Source organism: Phaeobacter sp. (assembly GCF_022825805.1).
Lineage (GTDB): Bacteria > Pseudomonadota > Alphaproteobacteria > Rhodobacterales > Rhodobacteraceae > Phaeobacter.
Genome location: NZ_JAJDWC010000007.1, coordinates 1 through 20,156 on the forward strand (window position 1 = coordinate 1; position 20,156 = coordinate 20,156).

At 59.4% G+C, this 20,156-nt stretch carries 20 protein-coding genes; 2 read left to right on the forward strand and 18 right to left on the reverse strand.

Features of this window, described 5'->3' with window-relative positions:
• Positions 1–166 precede the first annotated feature (166 nt).
• The 16 genes from Q0C28_RS00415 to Q0C28_RS00490 all read right to left on the reverse strand — a co-directional run bounded on the left by Q0C28_RS00415 (position 167) and on the right by Q0C28_RS00490 (position 16,348).
• Positions 167–535, reverse strand: coding sequence for a PaaI family thioesterase (locus Q0C28_RS00415; protein WP_293572692.1), 369 nt, complete (start codon positions 533–535; stop codon positions 167–169).
• A gap of 268 nt (positions 536–803) precedes the next feature.
• The gene (gene pdeM / locus Q0C28_RS00420) at positions 804–1,505 is read right to left on the reverse strand and encodes a ligase-associated DNA damage response endonuclease PdeM (protein ID WP_293572674.1); all 702 of its coding nucleotides are present in this window, start codon (positions 1,503–1,505) and stop codon (positions 804–806) included.
• An 89-nt stretch (positions 1,506–1,594) separates the two neighbouring features.
• Positions 1,595–4,012, reverse strand: a complete 2,418-nt coding sequence (locus Q0C28_RS00425; RefSeq protein ID WP_293572675.1) for a ligase-associated DNA damage response DEXH box helicase — start codon at positions 4,010–4,012, stop codon at positions 1,595–1,597.
• 148 nt (positions 4,013–4,160) lie between these two features.
• Positions 4,161–5,468 carry an ATPase gene (locus tag Q0C28_RS00430; RefSeq protein ID WP_293572676.1) on the reverse strand — a complete coding sequence of 436 codons (1,308 nt, stop codon included), beginning with the start codon at positions 5,466–5,468 and terminating at the stop codon, positions 4,161–4,163.
• Between the two features lie 198 nt (positions 5,469–5,666).
• Positions 5,667–6,173: a prepilin peptidase gene (locus Q0C28_RS00435; RefSeq protein ID WP_293572677.1), complete on the reverse strand. Its 507-nt coding sequence runs from the start codon at positions 6,171–6,173 to the stop codon at positions 5,667–5,669.
• Positions 6,174–6,188: 15 nt separating this feature from the next.
• Positions 6,189–7,037: a tetratricopeptide repeat protein gene (locus Q0C28_RS00440; RefSeq protein WP_293572678.1), complete on the reverse strand. Its 849-nt coding sequence runs from the start codon at positions 7,035–7,037 to the stop codon at positions 6,189–6,191.
• A 90-nt stretch (positions 7,038–7,127) separates the two neighbouring features.
• Complete coding sequence (locus Q0C28_RS00445; RefSeq protein ID WP_293572679.1) at positions 7,128–7,727, reverse strand: tetratricopeptide repeat protein; 600 nt, start codon at positions 7,725–7,727, stop codon at positions 7,128–7,130.
• A gap of 3 nt (positions 7,728–7,730) precedes the next feature.
• Positions 7,731–8,714, reverse strand: coding sequence for a type II secretion system F family protein (locus Q0C28_RS00450; protein WP_293572680.1), 984 nt, complete (start codon positions 8,712–8,714; stop codon positions 7,731–7,733).
• 10 nt (positions 8,715–8,724) lie between these two features.
• On the reverse strand, positions 8,725–9,693 hold the full coding sequence (locus tag Q0C28_RS00455) for a type II secretion system F family protein (RefSeq protein ID WP_293572681.1): 969 nt from the start codon (positions 9,691–9,693) through the stop codon (positions 8,725–8,727).
• On the reverse strand, positions 9,693–11,138 hold the full coding sequence (locus tag Q0C28_RS00460) for a CpaF family protein (RefSeq protein WP_293572682.1): 1,446 nt from the start codon (positions 11,136–11,138) through the stop codon (positions 9,693–9,695). Before Q0C28_RS00460 ends, Q0C28_RS00455 begins: the two co-directional genes overlap by 1 nt.
• A gap of 26 nt (positions 11,139–11,164) precedes the next feature.
• Positions 11,165–12,394 carry an AAA family ATPase gene (locus tag Q0C28_RS00465; protein WP_293572683.1) on the reverse strand — a complete coding sequence of 410 codons (1,230 nt, stop codon included), beginning with the start codon at positions 12,392–12,394 and terminating at the stop codon, positions 11,165–11,167.
• Between the two features lie 209 nt (positions 12,395–12,603).
• Positions 12,604–13,230, reverse strand: a complete 627-nt coding sequence (locus Q0C28_RS00470) for an OmpA family protein (RefSeq protein ID WP_293572684.1) — start codon at positions 13,228–13,230, stop codon at positions 12,604–12,606.
• Positions 13,231–13,249: 19 nt separating this feature from the next.
• Positions 13,250–14,656 carry a type II and III secretion system protein family protein gene (locus Q0C28_RS00475; RefSeq protein WP_293572685.1) on the reverse strand — a complete coding sequence of 469 codons (1,407 nt, stop codon included), beginning with the start codon at positions 14,654–14,656 and terminating at the stop codon, positions 13,250–13,252.
• Between the two features lie 247 nt (positions 14,657–14,903).
• Positions 14,904–15,764: a Flp pilus assembly protein CpaB gene (cpaB, locus tag Q0C28_RS00480; protein WP_293572686.1), complete on the reverse strand. Its 861-nt coding sequence runs from the start codon at positions 15,762–15,764 to the stop codon at positions 14,904–14,906.
• 130 nt (positions 15,765–15,894) lie between these two features.
• Positions 15,895–16,071, reverse strand: coding sequence for a hypothetical protein (locus Q0C28_RS00485; RefSeq protein ID WP_293572687.1), 177 nt, complete (start codon positions 16,069–16,071; stop codon positions 15,895–15,897).
• 91 nt (positions 16,072–16,162) lie between these two features.
• Positions 16,163–16,348 carry a hypothetical protein gene (locus Q0C28_RS00490; protein WP_008560683.1) on the reverse strand — a complete coding sequence of 62 codons (186 nt, stop codon included), beginning with the start codon at positions 16,346–16,348 and terminating at the stop codon, positions 16,163–16,165.
• Between the two features lie 356 nt (positions 16,349–16,704).
• Between Q0C28_RS00490 and Q0C28_RS00495 the strand changes: the two genes are divergently transcribed.
• Entirely contained in the window at positions 16,705–17,604 is a 900-nt protein-coding gene (locus Q0C28_RS00495; RefSeq protein WP_293572688.1) for a lytic transglycosylase domain-containing protein, read from the forward strand.
• A 113-nt stretch (positions 17,605–17,717) separates the two neighbouring features.
• Complete coding sequence (locus Q0C28_RS00500) at positions 17,718–18,221, forward strand: hypothetical protein (protein WP_293572689.1); 504 nt, start codon at positions 17,718–17,720, stop codon at positions 18,219–18,221.
• Positions 18,222–18,348: 127 nt separating this feature from the next.
• Here the strand turns inward: Q0C28_RS00500 and Q0C28_RS00505 are convergent, their stop codons facing one another.
• Both Q0C28_RS00505 and Q0C28_RS00510 read right to left on the reverse strand, forming a co-directional pair.
• Complete coding sequence (locus tag Q0C28_RS00505) at positions 18,349–18,978, reverse strand: 3-oxoacid CoA-transferase subunit B (protein ID WP_293572690.1); 630 nt, start codon at positions 18,976–18,978, stop codon at positions 18,349–18,351.
• A 12-nt stretch (positions 18,979–18,990) separates the two neighbouring features.
• Positions 18,991–19,710, reverse strand: coding sequence for a CoA transferase subunit A (locus tag Q0C28_RS00510; protein WP_293572691.1), 720 nt, complete (start codon positions 19,708–19,710; stop codon positions 18,991–18,993).
• Positions 19,711–20,156 lie beyond the last annotated feature (446 nt).

Consider the following 20,156-nt stretch of genomic DNA (forward strand, 5'->3'; position numbering starts at 1 on the left):
CTCGGCAATGTACTCTTCAAAACGCGCCCGCAGCGCTGATGGCAATGGTGCTGGCATAAGACATCCTCCCGGATATCTTGAATCACGCCAGCACCAATTTGGGAACCCAAAACGATTCAGACTTCAGGAAAGACGCTTTAAAACACAATTCAGTCTGAAATATGGGTCAGACTGAAACAGGGATCATGGTGCCTTGTAACAGCGCCACCAGCCTTTCCTCAGACCCTGTGAGGGCGTGAACCTCTGCGGTGACGATGACAAGGCGGCGGCCGGGCTTGATCACCTTGCCGGTTGCGCGCAACAGATCCCCGGCGGCGGGGGCCAGCAGGTTGATCTTCATCTCGGCGGTCATCACCTCGCAGTCTTCTGGCATCAGGCTCAGCGCGGCATAGCCTGCAGCGCTGTCACCAAGTCCGAAGGTCAGGGCAGCATGACCGACATCGTGTTGTTGCCTGCAACCAGGCCCGATGGGAGCGGTGATGATGACTTCGCCCTTGTCGATACCGCACAGCTCGGCGTTGAACGTCTGCATCATGGTTTGCTTGGCAAAGCTGTCGCGCACCCTGGCCGTTGTTTTTGCCCAGGCGTCGTTTGTGGCGATGTCATCTGCTGCGGTAGAACCGGTGCCGGAGGTGCGGGCAGGTTGCTGGTCGGTCGTATGCTGGGTCATGGGGTCGCGTCCTTTGTGCTGCCGTCAGCCTATCAGGGAATGACCGCCCACCATCTGTGACGTTGCGCCATTGTGTTGTCGCACAGGGGGGGCCTGGGATGATGCTGTCCCGACATTGATCCCCAAATGAACCCTAGCGCGGCATGGGACAGGGCAGGGGGCGCTGGCCCGTCAGCACCGCCAGTGCATTCGGGGCCATCAGTGTGCTGAGTGCCGGGTCAGTGCTGCACAAACCGCCTGTGTAGGTGCCGAATGCGGGGAGAATCATCCGCTGCTGATCCATCAGGAACGCTGGTCGCGAACTGCCCCGCAGGCGCACCTTGGGGTGGTAGTGCCCAGAAATCTCCCCGAGCGACCCGTTGGAGGCGTCGCTCGTGCTGGAAACGGTATGAGACAGGGGGGTGTCTGCTGGGGTGGCAATATGGCGAAACAGCAGCGGCCCGATTTGCAGCGTGTCTGCGGCCTCTCCGTCAAAACCTGTGGGCGCGGGGTCATGATTGCCAGTGATCCAGATCCAGCGCCGGGTTTGCGTGAGCCGTTCCAGCAGCGCATGATCGGCATCGGGCAGCGCGCGGGCGGCGGCGTCATCGTCAAAACTGTCGCCCAGGCAGATCACCGTTTTGGGTTGATAGCGGTCGATCAGTTGGCTCAGCCGCAGCAGCGTATCCCGACTGTCATAGGGCGGCAGGGCGCTGCCCCCGCGGCGCAGCTGGCGTTCCGATTTGGCAAGGTGGAGATCGGAGACACACAACAGCTGTTGCGCGGGCCACCACAGGGCGCCCGCGCCAAGCGCCTGCAGCGGTTCACCGGCAAAGGAAAAGGAATAGGCTGACATAAGCACAGGGAGTGCCGGTTTTTGCCGCGCGCTGCAAGATGTGACTGTTGTGAACGTTGCTGCGGGTCGTGCGGCGGCTGGCGTGCCGGTCAGCCGGGCAGATCGACCAGCCCGGCGCGGCGCATCAGCTCTTCCGTTTCGCGCTCCAGCAGTTTTTCCTGGGCCGCGCCCTTGACCGGCACCTTGCCCACCTCCAGCAGCAGAGGCGCGGCCAGAGGCGATACGCGATCCAGCGGGACCAGGCGGATGCGACCCTCAATCCGTGTGAGCAATTCCTCAATCCGGGCGAAGTCCACAAGACCGCCAAGTGCATCCTGCCGGGTGATCTGCATCAGCAGATGGTCGGGGTCATATTTGCGCAGCGTGTCATAGAGGATGTCTGAGGAGAACGTGGCCTGCCGCCCGCTTTTGCGCTGACCGGGCATATTGCGTTCGATCAGCCCGGCGATTGTGGCCACGGCGCGAAAACTGCGTTTCATCACCGCATTGCCCGCCAGCCAGCCGTCGAGACCAGCGCGCAGATCGGTTGGATCAAACAGCGGGGCAGGGTCGGTGACGGGCTCCAGCCCCCATATCAGTGTGGCGCAATCGGTGGCGACAAAGCCAAGCGGATCCAGGCCCAGTTCCTCCATCCGTTTGGTCAGCAACAGCCCGAGGGTTTGCATCGCATTGCGACCGGCAAACCCGTAAACGCAGAGGTACTGGCGTCCTTTGAAGGGAAAGGTCTCCAGCAGCAATTCACCCCGGCGCGGCATTTGCGACACCTGTCGATGCAGCGCCAGCCAGCTGCTGGTGTGCGCGGGCAGGTCGGGCCAGCTGTCTTGGTTCAGCAGCCCCAGGATGCGGTCGCTGAGCTGTGTTGAGTTGGCAAATTTGGTGCCGGAGAACACCGCGACCTTGGGCGTTTTGCTGGCGTTGCGGCTGACTTCGACAGTCATTTCCCGTAGCCCTTCGTAACGTACGATCTGTCCGCCGATCAAAAAAGTGTCCCCGGCAGAAAGGGTTGCGGCAAAGCTCTCTTCGATCTCGCCGAGCGGTTTGCCGCCGCGGCTGCGTTTCATGCGCACTTTCAGCAGGTCGGCGTCCTGGATGGTGCCGATGTTCATGCGGATGCGGCGGGCCGCGCGCGGGTCTCGCAGCTGCCAGTGGCCGTCAGGGCGGCACAACAGTCGCTGCCATTGATCATAGGCCCGCAGGGCGTAGCCACCGGTGGCGCAGAAATCGAGACAGGCATCAAACGCCGCGCGGGACAGATCGCTATAGGCCCCAACCGAACTGATTTCGGCAAACAGCTGATCTGCTTCAAACGGGCCTGCACAGGCGCGGATCAGGATATGCTGGCACAACACATCCCATGGGCCCTGGGTGCGCGGGGTGCCATCCAATGTGCCCTCTCGTACCGCCTGCAGCGCGGCCTGGCATTCGACCACTTCGAAGCGGTTTGCCGGGACCAAAAGCGCCTTGGATGGGGCGTTGTAGCGGTGGTTGGCGCGGCCGATCCGCTGCACCAGGCGTTTGACGTTCTTGGGCGCTCCGATCTGGATCACCAGATCGACATCGCCCCAGTCGATGCCGAGGTCGAGGGAGCCGGTACAGACCACGGCGCGCAGATCGCCCCGCACCATGGCGGCTTCGACCTTTTCACGCTGTGCCCGGTCGAGCGATCCGTGGTGGATGCCGATGGGCAAGCCGTCGTCATTGGCCAGCCAAAGGTTGCGGAAGAAAATCTCTGCCTGGGCGCGGGTGTTGTGAAAGATTAATGTGGTGCGGTGTTTGCGCACCTGCGCCAATACGGCGGGGATCGCATAGGCGGCTCCGCCCCCTGCCCAGGGCGGTGCGGCGTCGGTGTGCAGCATGTCGATGTCTGCCGCGGGTCCGGGATCGGCCATGACGATATCGCAGGGATCGGGATGACGCGCGAGATAGCTGGCGATGGCGCTGGGATCATCGACCGTGGCGGACAATCCAACACGGCAGAGCGCGGGGCACATGGCCTGCAGGCGGCTGATCGCCAGCATCAGTTGATCGCCACGTTTGCTTTCGGCCAATGCGTGGATTTCATCGATGACCACCCGTTTCAGCCCGGCAAACATGCGCGGGGCATCTTCGTAGGAGGTCAGCAGCGAGAGGCTTTCAGGGGTGGTCAGCAGAATATGAGGGGGATCCGCGCGCTGGCTGCGTTTGCGCGACGAAGGCGTGTCGCCGGTACGATCATCAATACGGATCGGCAGGCCCATTTCGTCCACTGGCGTGCGCAGGTTGCGTTTGATGTCCGCGGCCAGCGCCTTCAGCGGGGAGACATAAAGCGTGTGCAGCCCTTCGTGCTCACCACTTGCGAGATCGGCGAGCGTCGGCAGGAAGCCCGCCATCGTCTTTCCGCCGCCTGTTGGCGCGATGAGCAGGGTGGAGGGGTGATCCGCGCGCTCCAGCATGTCCTGCTGATGCGGGTGGATGGACCAGCCACGGCGGGTGAACCACGTGGTGATGATGTCGGGGAGCCTGTTCATGCACCGATATGTAGCCCGCAGCATTGGCGTTTTCTAAAGGGAAAAACAGGCCAAGAAGAAAAAAGCAGGACCCGCAGCCAAGGCGGGGCCTGCGGTGTCAGGCAGACTAGGCGTTATCAGGCAGACCAGACCGTGATGGCTGGGCTGATCATTTGACGATATGTTCGTCCTTCACAAACATATTGGCCCAGGCGCGATCTATCAGCTCGGGGGTCATCTGATAGGGCAGACCTTCAAAATCGCAGATTGACCTGATCTGGTCGATCAGGAAGACCGGCTGATAGTTGGCATAGATATTGTCGATGGTCGGATATTTGTGTTTCAGCAAATGCACCAGCGAGGCTTCGTCCAGCGGCACCCGCTTCTTTTGTGCGACCATGGCAAAGATCTTGAGGAAGTTTTGCTGATCCGGGCCATCGATCTTGATCTTGAAGAAGATCCGGCGCAGCGCCGCCTGGTCGAAAATCTCGTTCGGATGGAAGTTGGTGGAGAAGATCACCAGCGTGTCGAACGGGACCTCGAATTTCTCGCCCGATTGCAGCGAAAGGATATCGCGCCCCTCTTCCAGCGGTACGATCCAACGGTTGACCAGCGCCTGCGGCGGTTCGGCCTGACGCCCGAGGTCGTCGACGATGAAGATGCCGCCAGTGGATTTCAACTGCAGCGGAGCCTGATAGGTGCGGGCGGTTGGGTTGTAGACCAGATCCAGCATATCCAGCGACAGCTCCCCGCCGGTGATGACGGTGGGGCGTTCGCATTTCACATAGCGGGTGTCAAAGCGGCGCGCCCGGCGCAGGCTATTGGGGTCGTCCTCTTCGATTGCAACGGCGTTGTGCACGATGGGATCATAAACGGTGATCACCTGTCCGGCGTATTCGATGGCGCGCGGGACATAAACACTGTCACCCAGCGCATCGCGAATGCCATTGGAGATCGAGGATTTCCCGTTGCCCGGAGGGCCGTACATCAGGATGGATCGTCCGGCACTGACCGCCGGGCCCAGATGGTCCAGCAGACTGTCAGGCAGGACCAGATGCCCCATGGCGCCCAGCAGTTGCTGGCGGGTCACCAGAATATTGCGGATCGACTGGCGTTTGACCTGTTCCCGGTAAAGCGCGAGCGGCACCGGCATGGCGCCGTAATATTCCGACTGGCTGAGCGCATCCATGGCGCGCGCCTTGCCTGCATCGGTGAGCTGATAGCCCATTTCATTGCCGGAGTTTGCATTCAGCGTACCTGTGGCCTCCAGCAGTTTTTGCTCGCGGGCAATATCGACCAATTCCTGTGTCACCGGGATTGGCAGGCAGATCGCCTGGGCAATCTCGCTCACGTTTTCGCAGGATTTGCGGAAGATCGTTTTCAGCAGGATGTCGCGCATCATGACAAGCGGCAGCTGCATCTGTTCCAACCCTCGCGGGGTGGGCGGGGCCATTACGGCCGAGGTTTGCATGTTCATTGTGCTGCCAGCCTCTCTTGCGGGTCCATCTGCGACAGGGTGCAGCGCGCAGGGACAGGCAAGTGGCAGGCCCGGCGACACCGACAGGCAACAGTTTATTCAGGACTGTGGCGCAATCGGGGCAAAGCTGGCGTTTTTCCGGGAAATGACTCCGGTGATTGGCTGCATTTTTAGCGATCTGATCTGGTCAGTTTGGCGTTAGCCCGGAACGCTTTGTCCAAAGGCGGCACCAAAGATCAGATAGGCCACCAGTGTACCGCCAAGGCAGAGCCCCATCGGGAATTTGCTGCCGACATCCCAGCTCTTCCAGCCGGGGGCCAGACGGCGCAGCGGGGTGTATTTCACCAGCCTATGGGTGACAAACCCGGCCAGCAGCATCGCGGTGAAGACCACCACCAGCAGTTTGAGATCCCCAAGTGCCACAAACGGGGCCGCCGCACCTGCAAATTTCGAATCTCCCGCGCCAACAACTCCAGCGGCGTAAAACAACACGCCAAGGCCGATGCCGATGGGCAGGTGAAGCAGCTGCCATCCATAGTCTTCCAGACTGAGCACGAAGGGCCCGATGATCACATAGATCGCGGCGAGCAGGTAGACGGTCCAGTTGGGAATGCGCATCTGCTGCAGATCGGTGAAGGCAACAATGGCGCAAACCGGCAGGACGAACGGCAGAAACCAGAACGAGGCATGGGCGGAGACCAGCATCAGATCACCAATCGCTTAGCCGTTTTCCAGCGCATCCAACGCGCGGACGGCAGCGTCAAAATGCTGTGGGTGGGTGCTGATGGCCTGGCGCAGCAGGCTTTCGCCGGTTTGTACATCGCCCTGTTTCACCGCGGACAACGCCATGGTGTGCAGCAGTTCAGCCCGTTCGATCTGATCCAGCGGGATCACCGGCAGGGTGTAGTTGCGCTGCGCGCTGCGGGCCAGAACCATGTTGTTTTTGGCGGTAAACAGGTTCGGATCCTGGCGGATGGCGTCTGCAAACAGGCGCTCGGCTTCGGCAAACTCGCCACGCGTCAGTTTCGAATAGCCCCAGTTGTTCATCACCCGTGCGGGCTGTGTCGTGAGACCGATGGCGGTTTCATAGAAACTGTCGGCGCGGGTCCAATCCTGCGCCGAATCTGCCACCATCGCTTCCAGTCGGTAGCGTTGATAGGTTTCATGCGTCGGCGGAACCTGATCCAGCGTTGCCTTGGCCTCGGACCAGTTGCTGGTGCGGATCAATGCATCGGCAAGGTTGATGCGGTCTTCGTCAGAAGCCTCGGGGTGGGCGACGACGGTGCGCCAGGCGCCAACAGCCTCGGTGTGGCGTTTGGCCCGGATCAGGGACAGTGCCAGCCCGCGCGCCAGATCCAGGCGATCTGGATTCTCGCTGAGGGTGCGTTGGAAATAGGTCACCGCTTCATTCGGGTCCGCGACGGTCAGCATCACGTCGTTGAGATTGCTTTCGTCGACGACGTTGACGTCCTGAAACGCGCGCTCGACGGCTTCGCTGTCATCTTGTGCGCAGGCCGACAGGACCAACCCGCCAACCAGACATAGGGGTACGAAAAATTGCTGGCGCATTTTTGCGTCCTTTGTGCTGCTCTGCCTTGCTCTGTGTCACAGTGTTCTGTTGTGCGATGCAGCCACCAATGCCCGGTTCGGGGCAAAGGCCTAGGAGCGGGTACGAATCAGATAACTGCCTCCGCCGCGCTGCACCAGCGCGTAGCCTGTGTTTTGCGGTTCACTATGGGTGCTTTGGTCAAGCTTGGCGAGAGCGAGGCGCAAATTTTCACGGATTGCGTCACTTTCGCCATTGTTGAGCGCAAAGGCGCGGCGCAGGATCTGCTCTGCTTCGGGGTATTTCTGCCGCTCCATCAACACAACGCCGAGGTTGTTCAAGGCCGCTGGCCACTCAGGATCCTGTTCCACAGCGCGGCGCAATTGGGTTTCCGCCTGGCCCAATCGGCCCAAACCAAGGTTGGCGGATCCCAGACCCGACAGCACCTCTGCGGTGAGCCCTTCGGCCAGGGCCGCGCGGGTGAAAGCGTCCAAAGCCAGCTCATATTCGGCGGCTGCCATCAGGCGATGACCAACCTCGACGCCGTCTGCGGCCTGGCCGCGAGGATCAATTCCTGGAGCGATGGGGCCGGTTAAGGCGTCGTTTGCAGTTGGGGCACCTGTGGGCGCGCAGGCGGCCAGCAGCGCGGCTGCGAGTGCGGCACAGCCCAGTCGAAAGAAGCGGGACGGCGACGCCCAACCCAAAGCGGTCATGTGTTATTTGCTCATATTGCCCAGGTTTGCGATGCCCTGCGCCGAAGGTCCGACCAGAATGATCAGCAGCGGCGGCACCGTGAGCGTCATTGTGGCAAGGGTCATTTTGGTTGGCAACTTGTTTGCGGCCTCTTCTGCGCGCATCACACGTTTGTCACGCATTTCCCCGGCATAGACCCGCAGCGCGTCTGCAATGGAGGTACCGAAGCTGGCGGATTGGATCATCACCGTCACAAAGGAGGAGACATCCTGCACACCGCAGCGGGTGCCCATGTCGCGCAGCACTTTGTCTTTTTCCTTACCGGCCTTCATTTCCTGGGCGACGATTTCGAATTCTTCGGCGAGGGCAGGGTAGGAGGCGTGGAGTTCCTTGGCCACGCGCACAATCGCCTGGTCCAGTGACTGACCCGCCTCCACGCAGACCAGCATCATGTCGAGCGCGTCAGGAAAACCGGCGGTGATCTCTTGCTTGCGCTCTTCGATGCGGCGGGTGATCCAATATCTGGGCAGCATGTAAGCGGCGGCACCCGGACCGATGATGCGGATCACCATCTGCTGGCTGTCATATTCGATATCCGCGTTCAGCACGTAGACAAACACCAGCCCGAGGATGAGCCCGATGATTCCCAGTGCAAACTGAGCGAAGTGGAACAGACGCACCGAATCTTTGGACTGGTAGCCCGCCTGCCGCAATTTCAGCTCCATCGCCGACAGTTCATCTGCGTTCTGTGGCTCCAGGAAGGAGGCAAACTTTTGCAGCTGTTCATTGCGATCGGCCTGGCGCAGACGTTCTTTCTGCGGTTTCTGGGTCCGCGTGCTTTCGGACATGCTGCGCTGCAGCTTCTTCATCGGGTCTTCCGGCTGGTTCAGCAGCAGCGGAATGGCCAGCATGATCATGAAAATGCCAACCAACCCGATGGCCAGCAGGGGGCCGAATGGGCCGAACTGGCCGACCAAGAGATCATTGATGTCGTTCAAAGAGGTCATGGCAGTGCCCTCATACTTTGATGTCTGTCAGCATACGCATGACGAAAAGATTGACGGCCAGCATGGCACCAACCACGAAACAGGCAGGGATGAACCAGGGATGATCGATCACCGAGTCATAATAGCCGGGGTCTTTGGCCAGGATCCCGCCAAGGCAGAACAGCGGGAAACCTGACAGAAATTTGCCCGACCACTGCGCCTCTGCGGTGATCGCCTTGACCCGGCGAAACAGCCGGAACCGGGCGCGGATCACTTTGGCCAGACCTGCCAGAACTTCGGCCAGGTTACCGCCTGATTGCTGCTGGATGGTCACGGCAACCGCCAGAAAGCGCATGTCCTGCATATCCAGACGTTCGGCCATTTCCTTCAGCGCTTCGCCGACATCGCGGCCATAGGCGCTTTCGTCAGCAATGATGCCGAATTCGGTGGCCAGCGGGTCTTCGACCTCATTTGCGACGATCTGCACCGCCGAGGTAAAGGGATGGCCCACGCGCAGCGACCGCACCATCAGTTCAACCGCGTCTGGCAGCTGTTCTTCGATCATTGCCATCCGCTTTGCGGCCTTTTTGTTGACCCAGAAAAACACGGCGCCAACGCCGATGATGCCGGAGGCCAGAATGCGCAGCGGCAGTTCTGCGGAGGTGCCGACGCTCAACCCGACAAAGGCGATGGCGGCGACGCCGAACATCACCATGATCAATTGCCGCGGGGTGAAGGCAATCGCGGCTTTCTGGGCTTTTTCAGCCAACAGGGAATAAAGCGGAATGGAGCGGCTGTTCATATGCTGGCGCATTTCCTTGCGCAGCTGTTCCAGCACCTGTTCGCGGTTGCCGCCCTTGTCCATCATTTCAAGGCGACGGTTCACCTTGCTGTTGAGGCTGATGGATTTGCCAAAGGTCACGAGATAGAGACCTTCGACCAGCACCAAAACGCCGATGAAGATCAGACCATAGATGATTGGTTCTGCGCTCAGTTGCATCAGCGGGCCTCCAGCACGGTCGGTTCGTAGATCGATGGCGGCAGATCATACCCCCACAGCCGGAAGCGTTCGGAGAAATGGCTGCGCACGCCGGTGGCCGTGAAATTGCCGATGATCTTGTTGTCCGGTGTCAGGCCAACGCGCTGGAAGCGGAAGATTTCCTGCATCGAAATCACGTCGCCTTCCATACCGGTGATTTCGGTGATCGATGTCATGCGGCGGGAGCCATCCTGCAGGCGCGAGGCCTGAACGATGATGTTCACCGCCGAAGAGATCTGGCTGCGCACCGCTTTGATCGGCATTTCGATCCCGGCCATCGCAATCATGTTTTCGAGACGCGAAATCCCATCACGGGCAGAGTTGGCGTGGATGGTTGTCATCGATCCATCGTGGCCGGTGTTCATCGCCTGCAGCATGTCGATGACTTCTTCGCCACGGGTTTCACCAACGATGATGCGGTCGGGGCGCATCCGCAGGGCGTTTTTCAGACAGTCGCGTGGGCTGACTTCGCCTTTGCCCTCGACGTTGGGGGGGCGGCTTTCCATCCGGCCCACATGGGTCTGCTGCAGCTGAAGTTCAGCGGTGTCTTCGATTGTCAGAATGCGCTCGGCGTTGTCGATGAAGGAGGACAAGGCGTTGAGCGTGGTGGTTTTACCCGAACCCGTACCGCCGGAGACGATCACGTTGAGGCGGGTTGAAACAGCGGCCTGCAGATAGGCGGCCATTTCTTCGGTGAAGGCACCGAATTTCACCAGATCATCAATGCCCAGTTTGTCTTTTTTGAATTTCCGGATCGACACCAGCGAGCCGTCCACCGCAATTGGCGGCACCATCGCGTTGAAGCGCGACCCATCCGCAAGACGGGCGTCCACATAGGGGTTGGATTCATCGACGCGGCGGCCCACGGCGGAGACGATTTTGTCGATGATCCGCATCAGGTGCTTTTCATCTTTGAACGTCACATCGCTGAGCTGCAGCTTGCCTTCGCGCTCCACAAAAACCTGTTGCGGACCGTTGACCAGAATATCGCTGACGGTTTCATCCTGCAGCAGGGTTTCCAGCGGGCCAAGGCCGGTCACTTCGTCATAAAGTTCTTTGTTGAGCGTCTGGCGGTCTTCGCGGTTCAACACGATGCCGCGTTCTTCCAGGATCTCTGAGGAAATGGTGGAGATTTCTGCGCGCAGTTCGGCCTCGCTGGCGCGTTCGAGCGCGGCGAGGTTGAGATTTTCCAGCAACTCGCGGTGCAGCTGGATCTTGATTTCGCCCATCCGTTCCTTGCGCTTGCGCTCCTTGTCCGCAGGGGTGACCTCTGCGGCCTTGCGGGCCATCGGTTTGCGCAATGTGGCGGTGGGGGCTGCGGCTTTGGCAGCGACAGGAACCTCAGCCGTTTTGGCCTTGGGGGCAGCGTGTGCAGGTGCAGCTTGCTTTTTATACTTTGAAAACATGTGAAACGCCCCAGGTTACAGATAAATCAGGCTGCCGCGTCGGTTTGACCCAATTCATGCAGCGACTGTGCAAGTTTGAGGATTTCCTTGCGCAGCGGGTTTTTGGCAGCAGAGGTGGCCAGCGGGGTGCCGTGGTCACAGCTCTGCAGCACCTGCTTGCCGCCATCTGGCAGTTGTACGTCGATAGAGATCCCCAGCGATTCGGCCATCCGTTTGACCCGGCTCTTGCCGCTCAGATCGGTGAATTTTGGGGCCCGGTTCAGTGCAAAGCGCAGTTTTTCGAAGGGCAGGTCTTCCGATTGCAGCGCACGTTTCAAGCGCATGGCGTTTTGGGCTGAGCGCAGATCTAGCTCCAGCAGCGAGAAATACACATGAGCGTGGTTCAGTACGGTTTCGGACCATTGCACCAGCGTATGCGGCATGTCGATGACGACGAAATCAAAATGGCTGCGCGCCAATTCGATGATCCGTTCGATGTCGTCAGGGGTGACAAAATCCAGCGGGATCATGTCAACCGGCGCGGTCAGCACCTGCAGCTTGTCCTGGAAGGTGACCAGCGCCTGGCCAAAGATGTCTTCGTCCAAGCTTTCGGTTTCGCTCAGCATCTCCATCACCACTTCGCGGCGCGGCAGATCGAGATAGGTGGAGGCAGAACCGGTCTGAAGATCCAGATCCAGCAAACAGACGCTCGGGCTTTCGCTCTCGGCCAGTTGCGCCAGTTCCCAGGCGAGGTTCACCGCCAATGTGGTCGAGCCCGTACCACCGGCCAAACCATGGCAGACGATCACGGCGCCATCACGCTTGCTGCCGGATTTCAGCTGGTGCTGGGGTTCCTGCAAACGCTCCGCATCGGCCAGCCGCAGCCGTTCGATGGCAAATTGCAGCTCCTGCTCGGGCAACGGGTAGGGGATGAATTCATCGGCCCCCTGACGCAGCAGGTTGTGCAGCGCGGCCGGGGTCACATCCTCGGCGATCAGGATGACTTTGATGTTGCGGGCTTTGGCCTCGGTGATGATGGTTGCCATCATTTGCAGATTGTCTTCGTCGTCGCTGTCGAGTGCGAGCGCCACGAATTCCAAGGTTTCTGCGTCGGGTTGGTTGAAGAAGGCCAGGGCTTCGGAAAACCCCAGATCGCCCCAGGCTTCGCCCATGGCGGTTTCCATGTCTTCGATCAGCAGATCGAATTTCTGCACATCCCGGCTGATCGTGCAGGCAACAATCTCACCCGATCCTGTTTGCGGCATACCGCTGCTCATTACCAACTTCCTTCTCTCCGGGGCGCGGGGACCGCAGCATATACATCTGATAGATGTATTGCAGCGGCACGCACTGTGCCTCAGACCACAATCTCGGTGAAGATCTGGGCGAGATTGGGGCCAAGGCCGCCCATTTGTGGGGAATTGTTAAGCAGTGGTAAACAAGGTTAACCGCCGGAAACCAATCCGGCGGTCGATCCTTTAGCGGGTTACTCGAGAGAGGTCCGCAGCGACCGTTCACTGGTCAGCGTGGTGCGCGGAACGGCGCTTTCCACATATTCGCGGAAGATAATCTGCGCGAATTTGCCGTCCAGAACCGTTGGATGGCGCTTCAGGAAACCGCTGACCTCTGTGACGGTGCGGCGATTGCGGCGTTCGCGATCAGAGGTCGGGATGAGCGGTTGTGTCTCTCCAAAGGAAACAACGGCCTCCAGCCGGTTGCGGCTGATGCCACGGGACACGAGATGGGCGACAGCCGCCCGTGCGCGACGCAAACCAAGGCCTTTGTTGTAGCTGTTGGAGCCGACGGCATCGGTATGGCCAAACACGCGGAACCGCACCTCTGGGAACTGTTTGATCCACTGGGCCTGTCGGTCAAGGATGGTGCGCGCTTCGCTGTCGAGAACGGAACTGTCGAAGGCAAAGTTGATGGTGGTGGGCACTTCTTCGGCAAACCGGGTGGCCAGTTGAATCGCGAAGTCGCGTTCACCGGACATCACCGCCGCGTTTGAGAGCGTCGCATTGCCAAAAACCGAGCGATCCAGCGGCTCTCCGGCCTCATAGGCGCAACCGGCCACTGCCAGAGACAGGCCCAAGACTGCGGTAAATCTGATCATCTGCCCGGTCTCCTGTGTGTTAGTCCAAAACGTATCCGTAAGATCCGTTGAAGTCCTGTTTTGCAACTTCGCCTGCGGGGCCTTTCTGCTCGTTCGCAACACGGCCGAACAGGAACAGGTCGCTTTCGCTTGGTGGGCGAATGCGATCGGTTGGAAGGCTCAGCGCTTCGCCGCGGGTTGGTGTGACCAGATGGGCGCTGACGATGATCACCAATTCGGTCTGAGCACGCTGATAATTGGCGCTGCGGAACAGGGAGCCGAGAACAGGCACATCACCAATCCAGGGCAGCTGGGAGGAGTTGTCGCGAAATTCATCCCGGATCAGACCGGCAATCGCGAAGCTCTCTCCATCGCGCATTTCAACGGTTGTCACGCTCTCACGGCGCGAAAACGCGGCGATGTTCAGCCCGTTCAGCTCGATCGAGTTGGTCGGATCAATGGCCGAGACAGCCGCTTTCATTTCGAGGTTGATGACATCCTGATCCACCACCCGCGGGATGAAATTCAGCTCGATCCCGAAGGGTTTGAATTCGATTGTGATGACGCCATTTTCCTGCGCCACCGGGATCGGGTATTCACCACCGGCCAGGAATTTGGCCTCCTGACCCGACAGGGCAGAGAGGTTGGGCTCTGCGAGGGTGCGGACCACACCTTTCTGTTCCAGCGCTTCCAGCAGCAGGTTGACCTGGAAGGCCCCGGCGTTGAAGCCAAACACAAAGGCACCGGTGTTGTCATTGGCCGCAGGAATGTTCCCGGTGAGGCTGTTTGTCAGAGCGCCTTGCGTGTTCAGCGTGCTTGTACCGCCGTTGACACCAACGCTGTTGCCGCCGTTCACGCCAAGCGAGGCGCTGAGCGATTTCGACACCGTGCGCTGCATCTCGGCAAAGCGCACTTTCAACATTACCTGCTGGACGCCGCCCACGGACATAAGGTTGCTGACCCGTTCGGGTGCGTAGCGTTCTGCCAGATCAAGCGCGCGCTGCAGGCGGGCCGAGCTGGACACCACGCCTGACAGCACGATGCCATCATTGGCGGTGCGCACTTCGATTTTCTCGCCTGGCAGGATCTGGCGTAGACGTTCTTTGAACTCGCTGACGTCGGCGGCCACGCGCACATCGACATTTGTGATCAGGCGGCCAGAGGCGTCCAACAGCGTCAGCGTGGTCAGCCCCGGCGATTTGCCAAGCACATAGATCGTCCGGTCAGACAATGAAGAAATGTCAGCAATGCTGGGGTTCGCGATGCTCAGTTCAGCAAAGGGCACATCACTTTCCACCACCACGGCCCGGTTCATCGGGACCTCGAGGTTGGAATTGGTGCCCTTCTTGACCACACGCAATCCGTTTGCCCAACCCACATCTGGACTGGACATCACCATCAGCGAAAGCCCGGTCAGAGCTGCCGCAACATACCGTCTAAAAGCCATGTGACCTGCCTTTCCGATCACGCCTCAATATCGGGTCTTTTTGCCCGCTGTTTTGAGCACTCTGCGCGAGATCAGGAATTATTGCAAGAATCAATGGTTTCTCAACCGTTGCGACAGTCGCTCTCCTGTGGGGTGTGCGCAACATAGCGTGCCCCGGGCGCCAACGTGCGCGGTCCGATAAGGGACAGCGCACGCGGGTGTTCTTCGGTGCAGGGTCGTCGGTGCAGTCTGGCTTCGCTCTGAAGTCTCAGTTGGTGCAGGGGATCGGGATCTCCACCACCTCCGCGCCGCGGCGGGTGCGGATGGTGCAGACCTTTTCCTTTTCGACCTGCTGTGGCGCTTCCAGTGCGGTCAGCCCCAAGAGCGAACGCTGGTCCATTTCGATAACGGCGGCCACGCTGTCGTCTTCAGCCCCAACCAATGCGAGCGACAGGCGGCCCGTGCTCTGGGCCTGAGCGAGCGCGGCGACCTGCTCGGGGCGGGCCGAGACGGTGACGGTGCGCGCGATCGTGGCCCCATCCAGGTCGGATCCGGCGCTTTGGTCTACGGCGATCAGTTCGATGTTGGTTTGGATCAGCCGGGTGAATTCTCCGCTGCGATCCGTCGTCTGATCATGGACCGACCCGGTCCAGTAGACATCCACGCGATCACCCGGACGCAAGAAGCCTGACACGCCAGAGGTCACGTCCACACGGATCGCAAAAGCGCGCATACCACGTTCCAGGCGCGATGTTAGGCCTGCGTCTTGACCGGGTTCGGTGACTTTGATCGCCATGATCGCTTCGTGTTTTTCCATCCGGCGCAGGATCACGCGCTGTTCGTCTGGGGCGTCTGATGGAAACAGCTCTTCCGCCGTCAAAAACGCGCCTTCGGGGATGGCATTTTCCGGCCAGCGGACTTTGACCACCCGTTCCGGAGTGAGCCGCTCGCCGTATTTCAACTGTTCATTGGCAATGAAAACGTCGACCAGCGGGATCACCTCTCCGCGAGAGGCCCGTTCACGCTCCAATTCGTTTTGATAGGCTGTGATATAATTCTTGGCCATCATGACAGCGCCCCCTGCGAGGGCAATGCCGACGATGAGAACAAGTCCAAAGACTGCACGCATAATGACACCTTTCATCTGTTGCAGCCAGCGCCATAGCACTGCTGCCTGGCCCGTCAGACCGTTGCTGAAGCCGGGCCGTCTGCCCCAAAACCAACAGGCTTCGGGAAAGACCGTGGTCCTGTGCAGCAGATCAGCTGAAGGACCAGTTGGACATATACGCCGCGAGCAGATCTGCCAGTCCCAATGCGCCGTCTTCCATGGAAGACGCGATCAGAACGACAAGGCCGACGATTGCAGCGGTCAGAACAACCCAGTCGACGGTGACAGCACCATCGTCTTTCTCTGTGAAATGCTTGAGCATTGTCATGTTTGACCTCCCAGACCGTGGGTTCCCTTGGGCAAAAGGCCGCGCCTTAGGCAAAAGACGCGGCCTCTCAACTCGTCAGGTCAAAGACGACTTAGGAGTCGGTTGGACCTTTTGTGCCCAGGTAGGAACCGGTCGCGGATGTCAGGTTCGACGCGCCGTTTTCGATGGATGTGTAGACAACGCCTGCCAGAGCAGCGACAGCAGCGGTCAGAACAACCCAGTCAACAGTCACGGCGCCGGATTCGTCTTTGCGGAAGTTTTTGAAGAATTTGATCATGGTTCGTCCCTCCAAAGGATCTAAGTGATATTCGCCAACCTTGTCGGCCTTGGCGGGTTCGCTCTCTCCTGCAGAACCCTGTCCGACTTGGTATGACGCTATATAGCCAGTGGAGCGTGGCAGGATTTGGGCTGAAACACGGAGTCCTTCGCCGTAGTTTAACTTTTTGCCAAGGATCGATTTAAAGCACTGTAAGTGTTGTATAATTTTATGAACGCGCTGTTAGGAGTCGTGGCCCGGACGCGGCAGATCATGGTAAATATGGCAAATCTGCCAGATTCTGGACGTCCAAACTGGATTTTTGGCACCGAGTCGGAGAGGCTCAACCGCAAAAGATTCCCAATCTGAGCAGCCTTATGCCCGTTCTCACCGACTGTTGTGTTGTCTTGGCCCAAACCTTTGCCCGAATCCCCGCTCACATCGTGACCTGTCTGGTGATTGCGGCTGCATTCCATGCAGGGGATTCGGCTGCCCAAACCACAGAGCAGGCGCCAACGGCAGAGCCAGAGCGCAGCAGTCCCGCACCGTTCCCACAATTCGAAGCCAAACGTGTTCGCCCGCCAAAAGCCGGAGCAGCCAAACGGATTACCATTCAGATCGACCCGGAACCTGCCGCGCCAGCCGCGTCTGCGGTCGATGCGGATCCCTTGGATCCGGCTGCTGTGGTACCGGCAACGCGCTATGGGGGGTTCTGGCGACAGGTTTCGGATCGTGCCGAAGACACCGGGCCCGGTCGACTGCAGCAGGCGCTTGCCGCGCTTGGGGGGGATGTGCCGGTTGTGGCACCGCGATTGCAAACGCTGCAGGATATCGCTGCTGATTTTGGGATTGAGATCCTGACCGCAAGTGTCGGCACCGATGTGTCGCCAGCGTTGATCCTGGCGGTTATTGCGGTCGAGTCCGGCGGCGACCCAGAGGCGATCAGCGCGGCTGGGGCTGCAGGTCTTATGCAGCTGATGCCAGACACCGCGGCACGGTTTGAGGTGAAAGACAGTTTCAACACCGCAGACAATATCCGGGGCGGGGTGCGATATCTCAACTGGCTGATGGGGGAATTTGGACAAGACCCTATTCTGGTTCTCGCCGGATATAACGCAGGCGAAGGCGCGGTCCGCAGCCACGGTGGTGTGCCCCCCTTTGCTGAGACCCGTGATTACGTGCCCAAGGTGCTCGCAGCCTATAGGGTGGCCCGCGGTCTGTGTATGACACCGCCTGAGCTGCTGTCAGATGGCTGTGTGTTTCGCGCCCTCAACTAGATCCACACCTTTGGGTTGATATATCTTCGTAAAAATCCCCCTGAACCCATCATTCTGCCCGATTTCCCCTGTTAGCAGGCAGACATTGGACTGCTGCATTTGGGAGAGAACTTTTGGATTTGGGATTTGATCCGGCTGCCATGGCAGCCAGCGCCGAAGGGGCGTCCAGCAATTTGATGCTGATTGGTGCCATCGCTTTCTTCGGCTTTTTTGGACGGCTGTTGTTTGTGGCTTTTGGACCCGGCCTGGCCAAGGCCAATCCGTTGGCGAATTTTTCAGGTCTGGGATTGATCGCAGTGGCCGTCGCGCTGATTTTTGGTGGCCTGTTTGTCACCGGCAACACTGTTAAGGCGCAGATTTTGGTGCAGCGTCATCTGGTGGATCCGGTGGTGGTGTCCGTTCTGGGCAAGGACAGCTGTGATATCGGGTCGTCGGCCTATTGTGTTTTGGTGTTTGAAAATGGCCGCGAGATGAGCGTCAATTGGCATGACAAGCGGGTACATCTCTATGATGTTCTGACGCCAACGGTGTTGCCGCTATGGCAGTCGCTGCGCCCGCGGGGACGGCCTGATCGCGGGGCGCCTACAGTGGCAGTGACGCATATAGATGCATCATAGCTTGCCATCGGTCGAGGTGCCGCCTGCGCAGCCGCCGCGCAACAACGCGAAAGGCCCGCCAGTATATGGCGGGCCTTTTTTGTCAGAATGCACAGCAACTGTTGTCGACTGAGCAGCAGCTGAGCGATCAATCGACGATGGTCGCCTCTGTCGCGGCGCGCAGGTCGTCTTCGGTGACGCCCTCGGCGGTCTCGACGATCTTCAGCCCGCCTTCGACCACATCCATCACACCAAGGTTGGTGATGATGCGATCCACAACTGATTTACCCGTCAATGGCAGTGTGCATGCTTTCAGCACCTTGCTGTCGCCGTGTTTGTTGGTGTGGTCCATGACAACAACCACGCGACCAACGCCAGCCACCAGGTCCATCGCGCCGCCCATGCCCTTGACCAGTTTGCCGGGAATCATCCAATTCGCCAGGTCACCGTTTTCGGCAACTTCCATCGCGCCGAGGATCGCCATGGCGATCTTGCCACCGCGGATCATCGCAAAAGACTGTGCCGAGTCGAAATAGGCGGTTTGGGGCAGTTCGGTGATGGTCTGCTTGCCTGCGTTGATCAGGTCGGCGTCTTCTTCTCCCTCAATCGGGAAGGGGCCCATGCCCAACATGCCGTTTTCCGACTGCAGGGTCACTTCGACACCTTCGGGGATGTAATTCGACACCAATGTGGGGATGCCGATCCCGAGGTTCACATACCAGCCGTCTTGCAGTTCCTGTGCCGCGCGGGCGGCCATTTGATTGCGGTCCCATGCCATGTCGCGGTCTCCTTATGCTGCTGTCGGGCGCACGGTGCGCTGTTCGATGCGTTTTTCGTGCTCGCCTTTGATGATGCGATGCACATAGATGCCGGGCAGGTGGATCGAATCCGGGTCCAGCGAGCCGGTGGGCACGATTTCCTCAACCTCAACCACGCAGACCTTGCCGCAGGTTGCCGCAGGCACGTTGAAGTTGCGCGCGGTCTTGCGGAACACCAGGTTTCCGGTTTCATCCGCTTTCCAGGCTTTGACGATGGCGAGATCGGCAAAGATGCCTTCTTCCATGATGTAGTCTTCCATGGCGCCATCCGGACCGGTGGGGAACTGCTTCTCCATCTTGCCTTCGGCAATCACGGTGCCCACGCCGGTTTTGGTGAAAAAACCCGGGATACCGGCACCGCCTGCGCGCATACGCTCGGCCAGGGTGCCTTGTGGATTGAATTCCAGCTCCAGCTCGCCGCTCAAGTATTGACGCATGAATTCAGCGTTCTCGCCCACGTAGGAGGAGATCATCTTTTTCACCTGTTTGGTCTGCAACAGGATGCCAATGCCAAAATCATCCACGCCAGCATTGTTTGACGCAAATGTCAGATTCTTGGTGCCAGCGTCCTTGATCGCATCCAAGAGCAGTTCCGGAATACCGCAGAGACCAAAGCCACCGGCGGCGATGAACATGCCATCGTGCAGCAGGCCGTCCAGCGCCTCCGCAGCGTTGGAATACACCTTTTTCATGTTTGTCTCCCTCATCAGCCAGGTTGCGCAAGTTCTGACCAACCGGTCCGGCTAAGTCAACGATACGGAGAGTGACGAGTATTTCTACGGATCGCGTACCGGGTCCGATGCGGACTGGGCAACGGGCCTGACGCGCGAACGGATCAGGGATCTGGTTCCGCTGGTGCCGAGATCTGGTGTACGGCGATGGCATTACCGCCGCACATAGATATGCCGATATGTCCCTAATCTACGCCTGATTTAGCGCTCGGGGGCTACGTGCTGCGCACCCCGGCCAAGAACCGGCATAGCCAGAAATGTGCCGCAAACTAGGCAGCACACCTATAAATTCCTTATCATTCGTATTGGCTTGTGCTTCATTTCCAGCAAAACAACATGCTGGGGTGTGAAAATGGCGCGTTCGGACATGAGCGATCTGGAGTGGGAGTTCATCAAGGCAGTCTTGC

Excerpts from the sequence above, each read along its gene's own strand:
- cpaB (WP_293572686.1), bottom strand. The coding sequence starts at position 15,764 with ATGCGTGCAGTCTTTGGACTTGTTCTCATCGTCGGCATTGCCCTCGCA.
- Q0C28_RS00435 (WP_293572677.1), bottom strand. The coding sequence starts at position 6,173 with ATGCTGGTCTCCGCCCATGCCTCGTTCTGGTTTCTGCCGTTCGTCCTG.
- Q0C28_RS00430 (WP_293572676.1), bottom strand. The coding sequence starts at position 5,468 with ATGAACATGCAAACCTCGGCCGTAATGGCCCCGCCCACCCCGCGAGGG.
- pdeM (WP_293572674.1), bottom strand. The coding sequence starts at position 1,505 with ATGTCAGCCTATTCCTTTTCCTTTGCCGGTGAACCGCTGCAGGCGCTT.
- Q0C28_RS00475 (WP_293572685.1), bottom strand. The coding sequence starts at position 14,656 with ATGGCTTTTAGACGGTATGTTGCGGCAGCTCTGACCGGGCTTTCGCTG.
- Q0C28_RS00440 (WP_293572678.1), bottom strand. The coding sequence starts at position 7,037 with ATGCGCCAGCAATTTTTCGTACCCCTATGTCTGGTTGGCGGGTTGGTC.
- Q0C28_RS00505 (WP_293572690.1), bottom strand. The coding sequence starts at position 18,978 with ATGGCATGGGACCGCAATCAAATGGCCGCCCGCGCGGCACAGGAACTG.
- Q0C28_RS00460 (WP_293572682.1), bottom strand. The coding sequence starts at position 11,138 with ATGTTTTCAAAGTATAAAAAGCAAGCTGCACCTGCACACGCTGCCCCC.
- Q0C28_RS00495 (WP_293572688.1), top strand. The coding sequence starts at position 16,705 with ATGCCCGTTCTCACCGACTGTTGTGTTGTCTTGGCCCAAACCTTTGCC.
- Q0C28_RS00445 (WP_293572679.1), bottom strand. The coding sequence starts at position 7,727 with ATGACCGCTTTGGGTTGGGCGTCGCCGTCCCGCTTCTTTCGACTGGGC.
- Q0C28_RS00465 (WP_293572683.1), bottom strand. The coding sequence starts at position 12,394 with ATGAGCAGCGGTATGCCGCAAACAGGATCGGGTGAGATTGTTGCCTGC.
- Q0C28_RS00450 (WP_293572680.1), bottom strand. The coding sequence starts at position 8,714 with ATGACCTCTTTGAACGACATCAATGATCTCTTGGTCGGCCAGTTCGGC.
- Q0C28_RS00415 (WP_293572692.1), bottom strand. The coding sequence starts at position 535 with ATGATGCAGACGTTCAACGCCGAGCTGTGCGGTATCGACAAGGGCGAA.
- Q0C28_RS00470 (WP_293572684.1), bottom strand. The coding sequence starts at position 13,230 with ATGATCAGATTTACCGCAGTCTTGGGCCTGTCTCTGGCAGTGGCCGGT.
- Q0C28_RS00425 (WP_293572675.1), bottom strand. The coding sequence starts at position 4,012 with ATGAACAGGCTCCCCGACATCATCACCACGTGGTTCACCCGCCGTGGC.
- Q0C28_RS00510 (WP_293572691.1), bottom strand. The coding sequence starts at position 19,710 with ATGAAAAAGGTGTATTCCAACGCTGCGGAGGCGCTGGACGGCCTGCTG.
- Q0C28_RS00485 (WP_293572687.1), bottom strand. The coding sequence starts at position 16,071 with ATGACAATGCTCAAGCATTTCACAGAGAAAGACGATGGTGCTGTCACC.
- Q0C28_RS00490 (WP_008560683.1), bottom strand. The coding sequence starts at position 16,348 with ATGATCAAATTCTTCAAAAACTTCCGCAAAGACGAATCCGGCGCCGTG.
- Q0C28_RS00455 (WP_293572681.1), bottom strand. The coding sequence starts at position 9,693 with ATGCAACTGAGCGCAGAACCAATCATCTATGGTCTGATCTTCATCGGC.